The 18,518-nt window shown below is 49.4% G+C and carries 15 protein-coding genes; 3 read left to right on the plus strand and 12 right to left on the minus strand.

What is annotated here, in order from left to right:
* Positions 1-20: 20 nt before the first annotated feature.
* The 4 genes from FD25_RS11435 to FD25_RS11450 form a co-directional block, all read right to left on the minus strand.
* Positions 21-1,856 carry a hypothetical protein gene (locus FD25_RS11435; protein ID WP_057804407.1) on the minus strand — a complete coding sequence of 612 codons (1,836 nt, stop codon included), beginning with the start codon at positions 1,854-1,856 and terminating at the stop codon, positions 21-23.
* A gap of 52 nt (positions 1,857-1,908) precedes the next feature.
* Entirely contained in the window at positions 1,909-3,900 is a 1,992-nt protein-coding gene (locus FD25_RS11440; protein WP_057804409.1) for a glycosyltransferase family 2 protein, read from the minus strand.
* Entirely contained in the window at positions 3,890-4,978 is a 1,089-nt protein-coding gene (locus tag FD25_RS11445; RefSeq protein ID WP_057804411.1) for a bifunctional glycosyltransferase family 2/GtrA family protein, read from the minus strand. Before FD25_RS11445 ends, FD25_RS11440 begins: the two co-directional genes overlap by 11 nt.
* A gap of 485 nt (positions 4,979-5,463) precedes the next feature.
* Positions 5,464-5,835, minus strand: coding sequence for a hypothetical protein (locus FD25_RS11450; protein WP_057804413.1), 372 nt, complete (start codon positions 5,833-5,835; stop codon positions 5,464-5,466).
* Between the two features lie 357 nt (positions 5,836-6,192).
* Here FD25_RS11450 and FD25_RS11455 point away from each other — a divergent pair, with 357 nt between their 5' ends.
* Positions 6,193-7,554 (plus strand): hemolysin family protein, encoded by a 1,362-nt coding sequence (locus tag FD25_RS11455; protein ID WP_057804415.1) that lies wholly within the window; start codon positions 6,193-6,195, stop codon positions 7,552-7,554.
* Positions 7,555-7,610: 56 nt separating this feature from the next.
* Here the strand turns inward: FD25_RS11455 and FD25_RS11460 are convergent, their stop codons facing one another.
* The 3 genes from FD25_RS11460 to FD25_RS11470 form a co-directional block, all read right to left on the minus strand.
* Positions 7,611-7,877, minus strand: a complete 267-nt coding sequence (locus FD25_RS11460; RefSeq protein WP_057804418.1) for a helix-turn-helix domain-containing protein — start codon at positions 7,875-7,877, stop codon at positions 7,611-7,613.
* Between the two features lie 258 nt (positions 7,878-8,135).
* Complete coding sequence (locus FD25_RS11465) at positions 8,136-9,578, minus strand: DHA2 family efflux MFS transporter permease subunit (RefSeq protein ID WP_057804420.1); 1,443 nt, start codon at positions 9,576-9,578, stop codon at positions 8,136-8,138.
* A 92-nt stretch (positions 9,579-9,670) separates the two neighbouring features.
* Entirely contained in the window at positions 9,671-11,191 is a 1,521-nt protein-coding gene (locus FD25_RS11470) for an ABC-F family ATP-binding cassette domain-containing protein (protein WP_057804422.1), read from the minus strand.
* 347 nt (positions 11,192-11,538) lie between these two features.
* On the opposite strand from FD25_RS11470, the gene nrdI reads away from it, so the two are divergent.
* Together nrdI and FD25_RS11480 are read left to right on the plus strand one after the other, a co-directional pair.
* The gene (nrdI, locus tag FD25_RS11475) at positions 11,539-12,012 is read left to right on the plus strand and encodes a class Ib ribonucleoside-diphosphate reductase assembly flavoprotein NrdI (protein ID WP_057804424.1); all 474 of its coding nucleotides are present in this window, start codon (positions 11,539-11,541) and stop codon (positions 12,010-12,012) included.
* Positions 12,005-12,754, plus strand: coding sequence for an NADPH-dependent oxidoreductase (locus tag FD25_RS11480; protein WP_057804426.1), 750 nt, complete (start codon positions 12,005-12,007; stop codon positions 12,752-12,754). Before nrdI ends, FD25_RS11480 begins: the two co-directional genes overlap by 8 nt.
* A 102-nt stretch (positions 12,755-12,856) precedes the next feature.
* Here FD25_RS11480 and FD25_RS11485 read toward each other — a convergent pair whose 3' ends face one another.
* From FD25_RS11485 to FD25_RS11505, 5 genes are all read right to left on the minus strand, one after another.
* The gene (locus FD25_RS11485) at positions 12,857-13,906 is read right to left on the minus strand and encodes a linear amide C-N hydrolase (RefSeq protein ID WP_057804428.1); all 1,050 of its coding nucleotides are present in this window, start codon (positions 13,904-13,906) and stop codon (positions 12,857-12,859) included.
* Between the two features lie 19 nt (positions 13,907-13,925).
* Positions 13,926-14,921: a DMT family transporter gene (locus FD25_RS11490; protein WP_057804430.1), complete on the minus strand. Its 996-nt coding sequence runs from the start codon at positions 14,919-14,921 to the stop codon at positions 13,926-13,928.
* A gap of 57 nt (positions 14,922-14,978) precedes the next feature.
* Positions 14,979-15,719, minus strand: a complete 741-nt coding sequence (locus tag FD25_RS11495; protein WP_057804431.1) for a glutamine amidotransferase — start codon at positions 15,717-15,719, stop codon at positions 14,979-14,981.
* A 240-nt stretch (positions 15,720-15,959) separates the two neighbouring features.
* Positions 15,960-16,973 carry a LacI family DNA-binding transcriptional regulator gene (locus FD25_RS11500; RefSeq protein WP_057804432.1) on the minus strand — a complete coding sequence of 338 codons (1,014 nt, stop codon included), beginning with the start codon at positions 16,971-16,973 and terminating at the stop codon, positions 15,960-15,962.
* 151 nt (positions 16,974-17,124) lie between these two features.
* Positions 17,125-18,297 (minus strand): MDR family MFS transporter, encoded by a 1,173-nt coding sequence (locus tag FD25_RS11505; protein ID WP_057804433.1) that lies wholly within the window; start codon positions 18,295-18,297, stop codon positions 17,125-17,127.
* Positions 18,298-18,518 lie beyond the last annotated feature (221 nt).

Here is an 18,518-nt window from a genome sequence, read left to right on the forward strand (position 1 = left end):
ATGAACCGTTTCAGGTTACTTTAGTGTTCACGAATCAACCGCTGCGGTGTCACCCGGTACAGTCCCGTGATGATGTGCTGGTGGTAGACCTTCTGGGTCAGCACCGTAAACGTCCGGTGAAATTCCGGAATCACCACGTAATCGTAGGCCTGCACGGTTTGTTTGAACACTGTGGGTGGGACCATGAAGTCTTCTTGGCCCACGGCCCGATCCGTAAAGTAATAGTACCGTGCGGCGTACCCGGCATAGTAGTCGTTGACGTCCACGGCGTGCGGATCGACCACCAAGACCTTACGGTGGTTCAGGTGCGTCCACGGCCGTGAACAGCGCTGTAGCTGTAGCGGTAGCGTATTATGCGCCATGCGATTGGTAAAGTTGGTCCCCGTAATTTCCGAGTACATCATGGTGATGGCAAAGAAGCCCGCCACTAAAGTACTCAGCTGATACGCGTTTTTCGACGTGATCGTGGCAAACGCCCGCGAGTCCCGTTTTTCAAAGTTCTGTTCGTAAAAGTTGGCGTCCAGCTCCCGGACCAGCACCATCGCTCCTATGTAGAGGCCCAGGATCACGATGCTGCCCCGGTAACGCTCGAAACCGTCCAATAAGATGGCTTCGGCGTAGGGCATCGACAACACGTACATCCCCAATAGGCTAGCGTCGTACAGACCAAACATCAGGTCAAGTCCCAGCGCCGTTTTCAGTAACCCGCTACGCTGCCCTTTAGCGAGACGCAGGATCAGCCACGTACCAATGAGCAGGACGTTGATCAGCAAAATTCCCTGCGTGGACAACGATTGGGGATTTAGGAGCTGCTCCCCAAACTTGCGGGCAATTTTAAGCAAGACGGCGGGGCTCTCCTCCGCTAACTGTTGGTGATAGGCCTGCGCGCTAATTTCGTGTTTGGAGACCGGAAACGTGGTGTGCACGTGCCACTGCCAGACCAGAAACGGCAGACTCCCCAGGGCCAACGTTCCAGCCGCCCGTAAGAGGTTGCCGGGGATCGACCAGCCGGTACGGCCCGTTTTCAATAACGTCACCACGAAGTAACCGGCGATGACCACCACAAAAAAGGTTGCCGAATTTTTCACCAGTAAGAGCGCCGCCACGAAGACCGCGACGTGACCGCACAGGAGCCACGGCCGCGTGCGGTAGGCGAAGATCCCGGCTAAGGCGGCCACGGCCAAGATTGGCAAAACGTAGTCGACCAACAGGTTATTTAGGCGAATCGCGATATTAAAGACAAACGACCCCGCAATCGTCAGGCACAGGATCATGGCGGTCAGCGCCCGTGTCCGGTCCCGGAGTACCGCAAACACCGCGTAAGCGGCCGCCCAGATCAACCCAAACTGGGCGACTAACATGGCGCCCTCGCTAAATCCGGTCCAGGTGACAAACTGGGTGATGAACAGCGCCGTCGCCGGTGGGTACGAGGTAAACGAGATTAGGTGGTCCCCCGCTCCCGGCAGGTGGCCGCTAAAGACCATGAATTTGACCATCACGGCCCAGTGCGAGAAGTTATCGTAGTGCACCAACGGACTGTGACCCAAGACGTCGGCCATCGCCCAGCCCAGCACCACCATCCAAAAATCGAACAGATGCAGACCTTCAAACGGTAGACTGCCCCGGTGAAACAGGCCCAGGATCTGCCACAAGACCCACAACCCGATCCCGACGCCGGTAATCAAGTAAATTCCGAACCGGAGTTGGTTAAACATGGCAAACCCATACAGTAACAGAATTTGGACCAACATGGCCGTAATCCAACGTAAATAAGGGCTGACCCCCAACCGCCGTAGCGATCCGGTGTAGCCCAATAATCCTAGTAGATAACTTAACCCGCCAATCCAGGCTGTCATGGCTTGCTCCCCTTTAGGTGCCCACACGGCACCCTTAAATTTTCATCATGCGTTAAACCCGGTTAAAGCGGTGACTCAACCGCCGTTCGTACGCCTGCGTCCGGACGACCAGGTTCATGTACAACTCGTCAAACGGGGTAATCCAGGCGTCTTGCACCTGGGGCAACGTTTCGTTGGCCCCGTCGTAAATCAGTTGCAGGTAATTGTCGCGGTTATGGTCCGGCGCCACGCTGACCTGCGCACTGTAGATCGGTTGCTTGCCCCGGTGAGCGACCCGGGCGATTTTACCGGTCAACGTGATCCAGACGTGCTGTCGTTTCAGGCGAATCTCCACGGCATCGCCCGCTTGAAGTGCCAGACTTCCCGTATCCGTGAAGGTAAAGGCGACCCCACCCTCGGACACGTCACTGGTGATCAGGGGATGCCAATCCCGCCCGGAAGCGAGCTTGACCTTCCCCGGAACGGTCCGCGTGAACCGTTCCTTCTTCCGGTAAACGTGGCGGCCCATCGCGATGAACAGACACATACTCAGGTTGATAAAGTGCATCAATAACCAGAAGGTAATGACACTACCGACCAGGATTTCGGACCCGTATTTGCCGTAATTAAACTTGATAATGGCCACTAACGTTACCAACCACAGGACCAGGTACGGAATGATGTAGAGTTTATCCTTCAACGAGAAGGTCACGTTTTTCGAAGTGACCTTGAATTTTTTGGCCTTAATGCCGATGGTTTCGAGGATCACGGGAATGAAGAGGTACGGCGCAAAGAAGGTCTCTTGCACCTCACCCCACCGTTCGTTACGAATCATGCCCTCCCGGTTACCGCGCCCCGAGGTATCCCCCATGACGTAATGTAGCAGGAAGTAGCCCGGCGCCCAGACAATCATCAGGACCCAGAAGTTCGCGTTGACGACCTGAATCTTCCACAACGCGTACAGGATCGGCGCGATGATGTAGACGATGCGGCGGAAAAACGCCCACCAGTAGAAGTAGGTGTTGATCAGAATCAGCCGGTTCATCCAGGAAAGTTTCGGGTTCGTAAAGATGTGCAGGTTGCGACAGCTCTGAATCACGCCCCGGGCCCAGCGCGTCCGTTGCTTGATGACCCCCTTCAGGTCAATCGGGGTAATCCCACTGGATTGGGGTACCTTGGTCGCCAGACTGATGTACCCTGCCATGTTCAGTTCGGTCCCCAATTCGAAGTCCTCGGTGATGGTGTCAGTGGGAAAGCCCCCGACCTTATCGACGGCCTCCCGTAAAAAGACCGCATTGGACCCGGTAAACAGGGCCCGCTTGTTACCCCCGTTCAAGACGTTCACGTCACGGGAAAAGAAGTCCTGCTCGTTGGGCACGATTTTTTCGGAAAACAAGTTAAATTGAAAGATATCCGCGTTATAGAAACTCTGCGGTGTCTGCACAAAACCCAGCGGTTCCGCGTGATCCGGGTCGTCCTTTAGTTCCTGAAAGTTCTGCTGGAACAACGGAACCGTATCGTTTAAGAAACCGGAAAACGGGATCATGTCGGTATCGAAAATCACGAATAACGGCGACTTTAGTTGTTCTAAGGCATGGTTGATGTTCCCCGCCTTGGCCTGCTTGTTGCCCTCCATCCCGATGTAGCGGATGTGGTAGTAGGTCGCCAGGTCCTGGACTTCCGGCCGGTTCCCGTCATCGGCCACCACGATATGAACCTGACGATGATTGGGGTACTTGATATAGGTCGCCGCATTGATGGTCTTACGTAACAGGTCCACGTCTTCATTATGCGTCACGATGATCAAATCCACGTCCGGCAACGGTTGCTGAGGATCGTAACCCGGGATCTGCAAGTCTTGTTTCTGACGCGTCGCCAGCATGCGAAAAAAGATCAACATGAAGCCCGTAAAGTTAGAAATAATCTCACTCAGTACCAACAATAACGCAAAAATCAGGGTAAATAAGTGAGCGTGCCACGGAATCGTAAAGAAGACCCGCCATAACAGATAAATCACGGATAATACGACCGCTAAGATGTTTAATGCGCGGCGTTTATTCGACATGGGATCGCCTCTTAAAAATCAAATTCTTTTGAATATAGTAACTCACTAAGAACAGGCAAAAGTCTCCGGCCAGCTTAGCTAAGGTGGGCGTTAAGGCACTCTGCCAGATCATCCCGAGGGCCAGCGTTAACCCGTGCGTTAAGTAGCCCGAAGCTAACGTCTGCACAATTAATAACGCCACGTATTTAAGCAGGGTCTGTTCGCCCGCATTATCGAACACCACGTGCCGATTTACCAGGTAGTTCACGATCGACGACACCGCCCGGGCCAGTACCGTTGCCACCATGATGGCCCGCAACGATTGATTCTGGTCCAGTAGTAACATCAGGACGCTAAATAGACCAATATCAATGATAAACGACACCAGACCACTCGCCGCAAACTTAAAGAATCGCGCGTAAATCGCCAGTGAATCGCGAATCACCCGAAAATGCGACGACGCGTTACCGTCGAGGTAGATGGTGGGAATCGGTTGTTCGCTAATCGTGACGTGGTGCTTCTTCGCTTCCAACAACATATCGAATTCAAATTCGAACCGGTCGCCGGGAAAATCAACGGCGAGGCGGACGTAATCTAGCGGAATCACTCGGAGTCCCGTCTGCGTATCGCTAATGGTTTGGTGAGTTAATACCCGAACTAAATTATCCGTTAATATATTCCCAAAACGACTACGCCACGGGACATTCCCGGTAAATTGTCGGGCCCCAATGATTAGATCGTGGGGGCGCCCCGTCGCTAACCGCAGGCACTGTTCCAGTGCGGAAACGGTGTGTTGACCGTCGGCATCCATGGTCGCAATCCCCGCGACCGGTGCCGTCTTAGCCTGGTGTAGATAATACCGAAAACCGGTTTTTAAGGCCGCTCCCTTCCCCTGGTTCCGGGCGTGGCGCAATAAGTGTAATCGATTATCGGGCAACTGTTGCACTTGCGTAAAAATGGCCTGATGAGCGGCATCGCTCCCGTCATCCACGACCACGATGCTAGTAATGGCCTGTTGGCTCGCCAATAGTTGCCGTAACAGTGTGATGAGTTTTTCGTCCGGATCTAATGCCGGGATCAAGATTCCAAAGTTTTGCATGGCCCTCCCCTATCTTTAATGGCGTCTTACCGAACTCGTCCCCCGAGTTCGGTCCTAACGGCGGCCAGCCGTTAATATAATTTAAGTATGTTTGATTATTCAATTATCATATTAACGCATCGGCCTAAATAAACCAGCCGTTTTGGGACACAATTCCCATAATGGTTAATTAATTACGGGACGATTTATCGCTGCTGTCATCAGTTGGCCGTTGACCCCTGTAAACTAGTTATAGCAACCACTAGTTGCCCGATTGCATGCGACCACATGCACGGTTAGCGAATAGCCGGTCGGTTCAGTCTAGCCGGGAAGCAAATGACGTGTAACACCATTTGGGGGGTTAAACCGGATTGACCCTAGTGGCGAATCAAAGCGCCTTTAAACCACTTGAATCATAAATTATTTTAATCCACGTATAATTAGCGTCCCCGTCCCGGACACACAAAAAAAGACGCCCCCGCGGGGACGCCCTTTAAAATCGGTCTTTAACCTCTAAAGTTTTCAACATGTTCGGGTGGTGTGACTAACTTTTCGCCAACTTCATGCCCTAAAATTTCCAGTGCCTTATCTCGCGTTGGGATAACATCCATGTTAAAGATGATGGAATCAATATCCCCACCGGCGTAGTCGAATTGTTCGAAGTAGACGTACGGATCGTGATCGTCGTCATCGTTTAAGAAGTGCTGCGTTACCGCATCCGCTAATGCGGTTGCCCAAGGCAACTCTACCATTTTTGGTAGATCGTGTTTCGTCACATACCCCGGTTTTAAGATCAGTGCAGCCGCTTTCTTAACATCCTCTGCCGGAATGTCAATTTTCGGTTCTTCTGCTTTGTCTTTCTTTGGTGTATCTGCCATAATCCAAAATCTCCTTTAACGTTTCTAAATTCAGTCTAGTCCTTTTTAACCCAAACGTTAAGCAGTCTCTACTATTATTCAGTGGATTAGCCAGTCAATAACTTATGTCCCCAACCATAAGGTCTCTCGTTTGGTCTCCCTCCCGTCACTCACAACGATTGTGGGTACTTATTTTAACTAGTTAAGCGTTTTCAACGACTTCCCAATAGCCGATTTGACAATTCCCCCGAATAATCGCCGTGTTCGGTTGCGTTCAGGGGCCCAAGGGCGTAGAATTTGGAACAATCTGATATCTACAAAATGACGTGGAGACGCGTTATAATAGAAAGATAGAATAAGTGAAATGAGGAATGATGTGTGGATAGTGGTCAGATAGTTGTGAATTTAGTGATTATTTTAGTTACTTTTTTCTTTGCAGCTTTCTTTGTGGCTTGCGAGTTCGCTTTAGTCCAGACGCGCCCGAGTGCGCTCCAGGAAAAAATTGACGAACGTGACAAGCCTTCGACTAAGTTAAATCGTGCCATGAAGATGGTCACGAACTTAAATGAATATTTATCAACGACTCAAGTGGGGGTTTCGCTTGCCGGGATTATCCTCGGGTGGATTGGGGAAACCTTCTTCGTCGACATCCTGTTAGCTGGTGTCGCGCCTTTACACGTAACAGGGGCCACGGCCCACACGGTGAGCGCCATCATCGGGGTCCTACTCCTGACGTACTTAGAAGTGGTCTTTACCGAAATTGTGCCGAAGAACATTTCCATTGATATGCCCATGCGGGTCCTAATGTTAGTGGTCACGCCACTGCATTACTGCCACGTGATCTTCTACCCGTTCGTCTGGTTACTGAACACCAGTGCGACCGGCGTGGTCAAGTTAATGGGACTCAAAGTTGCTAACGAAAGCGACGAAGTCTTCTCTCAAGCCGAAATTCTGAGCCTTTCCCGGAGTGCCGTGGAAGGCGGCGAACTAGAAAAAAACGATTTAGTCTACATGCAACGGGCCTTTGAATTAAACGACAAGGTCGCTAAGGACATCATGATTGACCGGACGCAATTAACGGTCATCGATATCACCGCCACGGTGAAGGAAGCCCTGACCATGTATCTACAGGAACGGTTCAGTCGCCTGCCGGTCGTGGCCGATAACGACAAGGATAAGATCCTGGGTTACGTTTACAATTACGATTTGATTCGCCAACAACAAGTGGATTCTTCCATTAAAATCGACAAATTGCTGCGCGACATTACCACCACGCCCGAAACCACGCCGATTACGCAGGTGTTGCAACAGATGATCAAACACCAGACGCCAATCGTCGTGGTCGTTGACGAGTACGGTGGGACGTCCGGGATTATCACCGATAAGGACATTTACGAAGAACTCTTCGGAACGGTCCGCGATGAAATCGACGATGCCAATGATCAATACATCTTTAAGCAACCCAATGGCACCTTCCAGGTCAACGGTAAGATGACCACCTACGACTTTGAACGGTACTTTAGCGTCGACATTAAGGACTTTGAATCCACCGACACTGTGACGTTGGCGGGATACATTATTGACAATTATCCTGACGTTAAAATCAACGATGTGGTTCATTTGGAAAACTTCGACTTGAAGGTTCTGGATTACGAAAATTCCTTTATCAACTGGTTTGAAGTTACGGTCAATCCCATAAAACCCAAACAAACGACCGTCGAATCCGACGAAAACGATTAAAAAAAGCATCGATCAGCCCCCAGTTGATCGGTGCTTTTTTTGCGCTCGTCACGGCACTACCGCCAATACCGAGCAACCGCTCGCCAGGGCCAGAATCGATTACTTGCTGACACCATCCCCCGATCGGTGTCAGTTCGATTGCCCAGATTGAGCGACATGTCCAAAATTTTCCCTAACTCTTTGAGTTGTGAAGGGGCTGGATTACAAATTGCCCCTTCCCACCTATCGATGACCATCGGCTGGACACCCAGTCGTTGTGCCAAATAAGCCTGTGTCATGTTATGCTGCTTACGGGCGACGCGAATCTGTTGTCCTAAGTCCATGCTATACTCCCCCTAACTCTTTCAAGAGTATACCATGAACTATTGCCTAATTAACAGACGTATTGGGGAGTTAATTAGACGACTTACTCATCCGTCAATTTGATGATTATATCGCCATAAGCACCTTGGTTAGTGCACACTAACTTTGGGCTGAACTAGTCTTTGAAACTAGCTTATGTCCAATTAAAAGGCGCCACCGTTAACGATGACGCCTTAAAATTCAAGGTTCATTTAATATTTGTCACAATTGCCGTCAACCTAACGCACGGTTTCCTTGTGTTTTGGTAACCGCATGGCCAGCAAGAACCCGGCAATGGTTAAAATCAACGTAAAGTAAAACCCGTAGTGGGCACCGTTAGTGAAGGCGCTAGCGGCTTGATGCGCGCCGTTAGCAAAGTAAGCGGCTTGCCCAATACCTAATAGACTAGTGGCAACCGCCGTAGCAATGGCCCCAACCACCTGTTGTAAGGTGTTCATGATGGCACTCCCGTCGGCGGCAATGGGCCCGGTCAGCGAGTTCAACCCGTGGGTTTGCGACGGCGACATGGCCAATGGGACCCCAATCATCAAGACAATGTGGGCTAAGATCACGTACCAAATCGCACTATGCGTCGTCGTCAAAGCCAGCATCAACGCCCCAACCATCGAGATGATAAAACCCAGCATGGCGGGCATCCGAGCGCCGATTTGGTCATACAACCGACCGGAAACTGCGGAAACAAAGGCGTTAACTAGTCCCCCTGGAAACATGATGATCCCGGTCAAGGCAACCGGAACCAATAGTCCCTTTTGGATGTACATCGGTAACAGGTACATGGCGGAAAGGATAATTCCAAAGTTAATCATGACCAGGCTGGCGCCGACCCGGAAACCGGGAATGGCGAAGGCCCGCAAGTTTAAGATGGGGTGCTCCATGGTCAGTTGCCGGTGGGTGTACCAGGCCAGCACCAGGATTCCAAGAACGAGGCTACCTAACACAACGGCGGAGCCCCACCCGTGATCACTAGCCAAACTGACCCCGACCACTAGACTCCCAAACCCAACCATCGATAGTAGGATGGACAGGAAGTCGATTTTAGGCCGAGTGACCGGTGCAATGTTTTTCAGCGAGATCACGGCAAAGACAAAGGCAATGATCAAAAACGGAATAAACAGCCAGAAGATCCACCGCCAAGACGCTAGACCTAAGACCAGACCAGCCAGCGTAGGACCAACGGCGGGGGCAAACATGATGACTAACCCGATCATCCCCATGGCCGCCCCCAATTTATAAGGTGGGAAGATTTGCATCGCCACGGTAAACATCAGTGGCAGAATCAATCCAGTGGCAATCCCCTGAATCATCCGGCCGAACAGTAATACGCCAAAGCCGGGAGCCAACGCCGAGATCACGGCACCCACGGCGAAGTCCACCAAGGCAAAGAGAATGACTTGCCGGGTGGTAAACCATTTGCTAATTAGACTTGATAACGGTAACACAATTCCAATCATCAGCATGTAGCCGGTGACTAACCATTGCACAGTTGCCGTCGACACGTTTAGTTGCGTCATCAATTGCGGTAAAGCAATGTTTAACGACGTTTCACTAAACATCCCGACGAAGCCCCCAATCAGCATCCCCATCATGGCCAGCATGGGATGGGCCACCGGGACCCGTGCAGTTTTAGCAGCTGCTGCTTGGTTATTTTGTACAGTATCCATTGGTTTTTCACACTCACTTTCATTTCAACACAATGGATTACTCTACCAGAAAAAAATTTCCCTCGTAAGTGTTTTTTTATAAAAAGTTAAAGTTAACCGTTTTCACGCTGAATAACGGCGATTTTTTCCCGTAACGCGCGAATTTTAGCGGTGTCAGCGGTGGGGTCCAGCATCAACCGATCGTACTCGAACCGCAACCGTGGCAGGTCACTGGCCGGAACGCCCTGGGCCGTCCGTTGAGGATCCACTAGTTGGTGGTCGGTCAATTGAACCGTCCGGGTCGCGACTTGTTGGCGAAAGGTCTGGTCGTGGGCCACGAACAGGACCGTTCCCGGATACCCCACTAGATAATCGGCTAAGGCTTGTAAGGCCGGTAAATCCAGGTAGTTGGTCGGCTCGTCTAATAACAGTAGATTACTGGCGCTGACCAGAATGCTCAACAGCTGAAGTTTCACCTGCTCACCGCCACTTAGATCGCCCACCAGCCGGTCGTAGAATTTAGCGTCTAAGCCAAAGGCCCCCATCACCTGGCGGGTTCGATCGGCATCCAGCGTAGTCGCCCGACTCATCACTTGCCAGACGGTCTGATCGGCGGGTAAGGCGGTCATATCCTGGTAGAAATACCCAATCCGGGCGCTAGCCGCCAGATGGGTCTGCGCGTGATGGGCCAGTAAGGCGTCTAGCAATGTCGATTTACCACTGCCGTTAGGTCCGGTCAGGGCTACCCGTTCACCGGGGCGAATGCGCAGCGACGCCCTAGTCAGCAATTGATGTTTGCCCCGCTTGAGGGTCAGGTCGGTCACGTTAACTAGGTACTTTCCCGTGACCGGCGGTAGGTCAGTCGCCACCAGCTTGATTCCCGCGGTCGTGTGGGGTTTGGTGGTCGTGACTTGCTGGGCCGCCCGTTCGGCGAGGTCGTGGGCGTTACGTTCCAGCCGCCCGGCGTTTTGTTCACGCAACGTCCGGGAATTTGACCGTTCGGCGGCACTCATCTTGCGGTTTCCCTTACGCACCCGGTGGGCCTTTTCACGCTTCTTTTGCGCCGCGAGTTGCAGCTTCCGACGGTCGTTTTGTTGATTCTGATACTGAGTCATTTCGTTAGCATCCCGCTGTTGTTTGGCCGTCTGGTAGGCGGCAAACGTCCCATTATACTGAGTAAAGCACCCCTGATCGACCACCCAAAGCTTGGTGGCCACGCGTTGGAGCAGGTCCCGGTCGTGAGAAATGAGTAATAGTAAGCCGTCGAAGTGGCCTAACGCCTGACTTAACCAGGCCTGGTGACGATCATCTAGGTTGGCGGACGGTTCGTCGAGAATCAAGATCTCCGGCCGTTGTGCCAACGCCTGACGAACCCGGGCCAACATGCTTTGTCCACCGGATTGGCCTTGAGTGGGCGCAATCTGGGGCACCCGCACGACGGGCGCGTTAAGTTGCCGTTGGCCGGTAAAGTCGCGGTCGGTACCGGTAATGATCTTGGCCAGGGTGGTCTTCCCCGCCCCGTTAGCGCCCACGATGCCGACCCGGTCGCCGGTCTGGGCGGTCAGTTGGTCTGTCGTAAAAAGCGGTTGGCCCGCAATTAATTTGGTGATGTGATTTAAATAAAGTTGTGTCAAAAAGTCGTCCCCCTTTAAGCGTGTGGCGACTGCTGGTCAAGTCTCGAGCACAAAAAAAGTGACCGCGTTTTCCTGACGAAAACGGCGCCCACTGATGGTCCTTGAGTACCCCAGCCGGCGTAACGAGCAGTCCCCATTGAGAACCCACTGCGCCCCTTGACGGGTGGCACAGGAGTCTAACAATCGAGTCTACTTAGTTACGCATCGGCGGCAATACCTCGTTCTTTCTTAGAATGCTTACAGGATACCATAGTCATTTTCACCTGGCAAGTCCGGTCAAAATCCGCCGCACATTTTCCCCCGAATCCGAGTACACTAGAACTAAACTAACGACCGGAGGAATTCACATGCAACCACTACGGATTTTATTTATTTCGATTGAGGGCAACACCCGCAACTTCGTGGAACACCTGACAGCTTACGCTTTGGCTCAGCACGAGGCCAACGCGGACCTGCCGACCATCGAAGCCACCGAAATCAGCGACGCTAGCGACTTCACGCCCGAAACCACCCCGTACTTTTGTTTCGTGCCGACCTACCTCAACGGCGGCAATGGCATCGACAACGGCGTTAAGGAACTGATGACCAACGTTTTAGGGGAGTACATCGACTTCGGAGCCAACGCCCAGCACCTAGTCGGCGTCGTGGGCAGCGGCAACCGGAACTTTAACGAACAGTACTGCCTAACCGCCAAACGCTACGCTAAGAAGTTCGACGCGCCATTTGTTGCCAACTACGAATTGCGCGGGGTTCCGGCCGACGAAAAACGCGTCTACCAGGCCCTGGTGACCCGGATGAAGGAAGTGGTCACCGATGACTAACCCCACTTTGGCCACGTTACTGGCCCACCGCAGCATTCGCCGGTTCACCGACCAAAAACTGACCCCCGAAGAAATCACGACGTTGGTCACGGCCGCCCAACACGCACCGACCAGCACCTTTTCCCAACAATACAGCATTCTAAGCGTCACCGATCCCGCCAAGTTGGCCGCATTAGGCGACCTCACCGGCCACCACTGGCTAGAACAAGCCGGTCACTACTTCATCTTTCTGGTCGACCAGTACCGGAACCAGGAATTGGCGCCCAAAACGATTACGACGGCGACCAATCTTCACAGTACGGACAAGTTGTTGGCCGGTATTTTCGACGCCACGATTGCCACGGAAGCCGTGGTCACGGCAGGCGAAAGTCTGGGCTTGGGGAGCACCATCATGGGCAGCATCTTAAACGACGTGCCTCGTCTGATCCAATTGTTCGAATTACCGGAACTGACCTTCCCCGTCTTGGGGCTGGCCATCGGACACCCGGCCGAACAGCCGGAACACAAGCCCCGCTTGCCCCAAAAGCTGATGCATTTTGAAAACACCTACCACCCCGTCACGGCGGCCGATCCCCAGGTGGTGGCTTACGATGCGTTACTGAAACGCTACTATCAACAACGGACCACCAACCAACGGGAAGAAACCTTCACCCACCACCTCGCGACCGAACTAAGTCGCGACCCGCAACAACGGGCTGGGATTCTAGCGGCGTTGCAGCAACAGGGATTTTTACAAGAATAATTTAGTCACCCATTAGCAACTGTTAAATCAAAGGACCGCCCTAGAAAACTACCAGGGCGGTCCTTTAGTTTAATCTATCTTACATTTAAAAACTTCCACACTTCAGATCGTATTTTCACCCTCATGCCACTGCTCTTTTTCAACAAATGGCGTCACCGTTTGCTTGGAAATAAAGCTAAAGTAACGGAGTTCTGTTCCCCACTCATCTGGGTCTCCATACTCTAGTGAACGTAAATTCCGGTTGTCATACGTAAATGCATATAACACTTTATTTTGAATATCATACCCTGCCGTATACTGTGTCCACGCGACTGGTGTCTCAGGTTGATCAATTCTTAAAGCTCCTTTAGGAGTATTAACCGTTGTCAGCAATTGAAAAATCTGATTCATCGCCTCATCATCATTTACCTTGATTGATAACAGCTTTGCGTATGCTGCTCGTAGAAAACGTGATTCTGGCTTATAGTCGGCCGGAATACCAACTAGCCCACTAGTTGCTTCGTCAAGTCCAATTTGATCAATCTTTTCAGCAACGTCGTATGTGTAAGTCCGCTTAGTTGTACGTTCCAACCAGGTTTTTAATTGGGTTAGATGCCAGTCAAACGTTGGGGCATTCGTGAACACACCCACAGGATTTTCAAAAATTTTAAATCCATTCTCAACGGACGGTTCAATCACAATAGAACGTCCCGTTTCATCCTGAAAAACGCAGTGCTGTGGAACTGACATTCCCATCATGGGACCCGTTTCATTCGTAATTCCCACATCGTTCTTAAGCCGTTGTTTAATCTCATCCAGGCTACGATAATGTGTCAAAATCCAAGTACACAGTTCTTCACCACGAATTGCTACTTTTCCTGCCGCTTCAATAGTTTTAGTCGATGCGTAATTGAAGAAGTGATCGAAGTAAAATGATCCGCCACAAATCCCGTAATCATTAATTCCGTCTAGGATTACCGGCGAATGATGTAAATCCTTGGCCCACGCGATTCCCATAACGCTTCTTTCAGCAGTAAACGGTGTAAATGTCGCTGTAAACTGATATCCCCGTGGGACCTTAACTCCAGAGTATTCGAAGTGTTGCTCAAAGTCTTGAGTTCTACCCCAAAATGGATGCCCTTGTTGACTAATCAACTCAATTCCTGTGCACATCCTAATTCCTCCAATCTGGTTAATTGTTTCCTTCTAGGTCATCTAACGCAACATGTTTTCCAGCGGACGGAATCATCGCAATGCCCGCTCCAATTAGTGCAACTACCGCACCCAAGATAGTGACCATGTAGACTTGATTACCTAACGCTGGGATTAACCAATCAATCAAAACTGAACCAATTAATTGTCCCGCCGTAGAAGCTAACCCTAATAACAGAAGGCCTAGCCCTCGAACCAATAAAGCCATTAACGCAATTGATAATAATCCTAATGGGCCGCCGAGATACATCCACCAAGTTCCAGGAAGACTAAATGTAACCTGTCCCATCAAAACTCGTACTAAGAGGGCTAATCCTAAAATGCTAAATCCAACAATAAAGTTCCAAGTAATCGAAACTAACATCGAACCTGTTTCTTGGGCTACCGCAGAGTTACCTGCAGGTTGCCAACCAGCTAGCAATCCTGCTAAAAATGGTAAAATTGCTAACGCAATAACCTTAGGTGCCTGCCAGCTCGGTAGTACAACGAGTACCGTGGCAGCAATTGCTAAAATCGCCCCCAAAATACGAGGTAAGTTGAAAGGCTGCTTAACTGCCACACCAATTCCCAAACGGTCACAGACTAATCCAGAAATAACCATCCCTGAAATCAAAGTTGTTTGAAAAGTTGCAACTCCCAATACCGATGCTGAAGCACCTTCTGAAAAGACAACCATCGCACCACAGCAACCAGCTAACCAGTTCCACCAAGGAATTGAACGTTTTGAAATCTTATGTGGAATTGAGGCGAATTGTTTCCGTGTTGAGCGACGAGCTAAAATAATAATTGCCATAACCACTAAACCTGATCCGAATGAAACAACTGCTGAAGCATTCCCATCGCCAAGTTGCTTACCCACTTGCCCATTTACAGCTGACTGCATCGGGGATAACATTCCGGCTAAGATTGTCGCAATTAATAGTAAAGGTACAACAACCGTTTTCTCGGTTTTGTGATTCGTTTCCGATTCATTCATAATACTCTCTCCATTTCTATCAAAACGCATCATTAACCACTATCATCCAAACATGACTTAATCTTGAGCTAACCAGGTTGAGCACCGTGAGAAAAATTCACCATAATATTGCCAAGCCATAAAGTCTTGAGAAGCCCAATGAGGCGCAATATCCGTCATATAAGCCAGCGTCCGTCCTTGCCCCGCCTTTCCCGTAACCAGTAATGGATCATCGTTAATAGTCATCAACATAGTTCCCTCTGGTTTAACTGTAACTTGTTGATAGCCTAATAGACTTGGAAATGTCCCTAATCCCTCACTAATAGGATTGTCTTGAACCTCTTGTGGAGCTAAACCTTGCGGCGCTTCAAATCGATCATCAGATGCTGAAATTTTGACAGGGAGAATGTCTTCAATCGGCGTATTATGATAATGCGCTTTACCTTCAAATCCGCCAAACGATAGGTATCCGCCTGCCATCATTAAGGAGCCACCATCTAACACCCACTGTTTAAGTAGCTCCATCCGATTAACAGTCGGTCGACCTTCCGCAAAAACTTGATTTGCAAGCGTAAGCGAATTAGAACCTATGTCTGATAAGATAACGACATCGTATTGATTCAATTCAGCCTTAGTCCACGGGAAATGTTCTGGAACATCGTGGGCCTGTAAGTGCGTCACTTCATGACCTAATTGCCGTAAGTCCGCCAGTAGTTTCGTACAACCAATTTCTAACTTAGTACTCGTGAAGGAGTCATATCCTTTATATTCTGTCGTTGTTGAAATCCATGATTCGCCTGCCAAAAGAATTTTAGCCATTTTGAACACTCCTAATTATTCTCTTTTTAATACCTAATCCTCTGTGCGCACAGAGGGTTTAAATATTGTCGTTGATTTGGTAAAGCGCTTTATCAAAAGTTAAAAATAAAAACGCCTGGAAGCGTTATCATTTTCAAGCCCAGTTTATCATGGTTATTCCGAAAGTCAAGGCTCACCCTTAGAAGTTTAAACCTGTATTTTTTTACATTTTTTCAAATCTTTTATGAAAGCGACTAATCACTATCGTTTCCAAACTGATTGGCGTCGAATTAAAATTGGATCAATAATAATTTTCTTTACAATTTTTTGCTTAGTTTGAATCATTTTCAATAACAATTCACTAGCATCCGTCGCCATTTTTTCCGTATCCTGATCAATTGTGGTTAATGGAACTTCCAGAATTTCAGTATATGGTGTGTTATCAAATCCAATCATTGACAAACGTTTAAAAATTGGAATCTGATGTTCCTTAGCCCACTTAATTACCCCAAAAAGCATTAAATCGTTTGAACTTACAATTGCAGTAATCTGTCGATTCTTCAAAATATCGGGAGCTAAGCGATATCCGCTCTCCATGCTGTAATCTCCCCTAAAAACTAAGTTTTGATTTAACGTGATTTGATTTTTCTTAAGAACATTTTCATACCCTTCATACCGTTCAAGAGCATTTACGAAGTTATTTTCTCCCCGAATAAACGCAATTTGTCTATGACCATAATTAATAAGCTCTTGGGTAGCCATCTCAGCCCCCTTTACGTTATCAAAATTGACATAGCTAACCTTACGAGTGGTATAAGCGTTCAATAAGACTAACGGTTTAGCCAGATTTTGTAGCAGTTTTGTGACCTCTGTTTGATTCTCCGAAAAAATTTCGTTCGACGGAACCAATAAAACCCCGTCTACGCCGCGAGAGATTAAATTCTGCAAAGCCGATTTTTCATTTTTATAAGAATTATCGCTATCCACTAAGAGTGTTCCATACCCCTTCGTGTTCAAGAAAGTTGTAATTTCACGTACAATTCGAGCAAAAAACGGATTAGTAATATCCGGAACAATCAAAGCAACGTTATAACTGACATTCTTACTTAATGAAACTGCTGCCGAATTTGGTCGATAATTCATTTGCTTAGCAATTCTTTTGATTTCTGCCTTCTTACTTTCAGAAACTCGCGTGTCTTTGTCATTCAACACTAAAGAAACTGCCGTCAATGATACCTTGGCCTCTTTGGCAATATCTTTCATTGAATATGCCATGTGCAACCGCCTCCATTCCTGTTTTATTGGCTTAATTATAGGCATTTTTCGGGTCGATACTCAATTAAATTAGTAGTATTTTGCCATAAACGGGAAATCTAAAAAGCCCCTGAACCAATTTCAGTTCAAGAGCCCTTCATAAAAATAATTTCTAATTCTGTTTAATCCGTCGCCGCTGAATCTGCCGGTTGTGCAGCATTACCGCGCCTAACGAGATCAGCATCAAAATGGTGACCGACCAGAAAAGCATCTGATAACTGCTGTATTCGATCAACAATCCCCCGTACAAGGGTCCAATGGCCCGACCGAAAGAAATCGCCATGTTATAAATCCCCTGGAATTTCCCTTTGTCGTTATCCCCGGCCAGGCTATCGATCCACGCCGGCATTCCCGGGAACCCGGTCATTTCCCCCAACGTTAGGATTACCATCGTGACCACGAACATGGTGTAGGTTCGATCGAAGACCAACAACAGAAATGACAGGATAAAGACCAACGTCCCCGCGAAAATCTGGTGACTCATTTTAAAGTTAGCCCCAATCCGGTTCGCCAATGGTTGGCCGAAGACGATCATCAACCCGTTTAACGTCCACAGCAGACTGTACTTTTCAAACGAAATTCCCAGGTTGACCATGTGGACCGAAATGACACTTTCCCACAAGGTATAACTCAGGTACAGGCAGAACACCATCGCCGCAATTAGCCAAATCAGCTTGATGTGCGCAGGCTTGACGGGCCCCTGTTCGCGCGTATGCGCCGACTTGGTCAGTTGCACGTTGAAGTCGGCCAGCAGAATTACCAATAACACTAAGTAGAAAAGACTTGCCACGATAAAGACCAGCACCACCCCGTGATCCATCAGGTACCCCACCGTGAGGGTCCCAATCACGACCCCCAGGTTCATCCCGATATAGAGGTAGTTGAAGACTTTGCGGCTAGCAATACTCTTCACGTTAGCCGCAAACGAATTGACCACGGTCATCACGATCCCGTCGCCTAGGCCGATAAAGAGTAATAAGATGCCAAAGACCGGCCAGCCATGAAAGAAGATCAACGTGACCATCGGGATAAACGAACACATCGTCCCAATCAAGGCCGACTTGAACGGTGACCAGTGGTCGAACAACCAGCCCCCCAGCCAGTTGCCTAAAATCATACACAACGACATCCCCAATAGGGCGATGCCGGCTAACGTCAAACTTTGATGCAATTGATTATGCATATACACCGTGGTCAACGGCCACATACAGGCCGCCGCGGCGTTTAACAGTAAGGTCGCAGCCAGGATCCCCAACAAACTGACTTCTTGCTTGGTTTTCCACATTTATATTTCCCTCGCTTATTCTTTGATTCCATGGCTCATTGTCGCATATCTCGCGCTAAACTAAAACACCTAACCCCAACAATCCCCCCGACCCCCTGATTAGCTTAGCGGGAATATTAATGCGGGTGCATACCCGGTCGCACCCCGTTTCGGAAAACTCATCGATCAGGTTACAGAGAACTGCATGTTTATTGGAAACCATTCATTTATTAATTTTCTGC

Origin of the sequence: Levilactobacillus acidifarinae DSM 19394 = JCM 15949 (genome assembly GCF_001434835.1) — a bacterium.
In the GTDB taxonomy this organism is placed as follows: Bacteria; Bacillota; Bacilli; order Lactobacillales; family Lactobacillaceae; genus Levilactobacillus; species Levilactobacillus acidifarinae.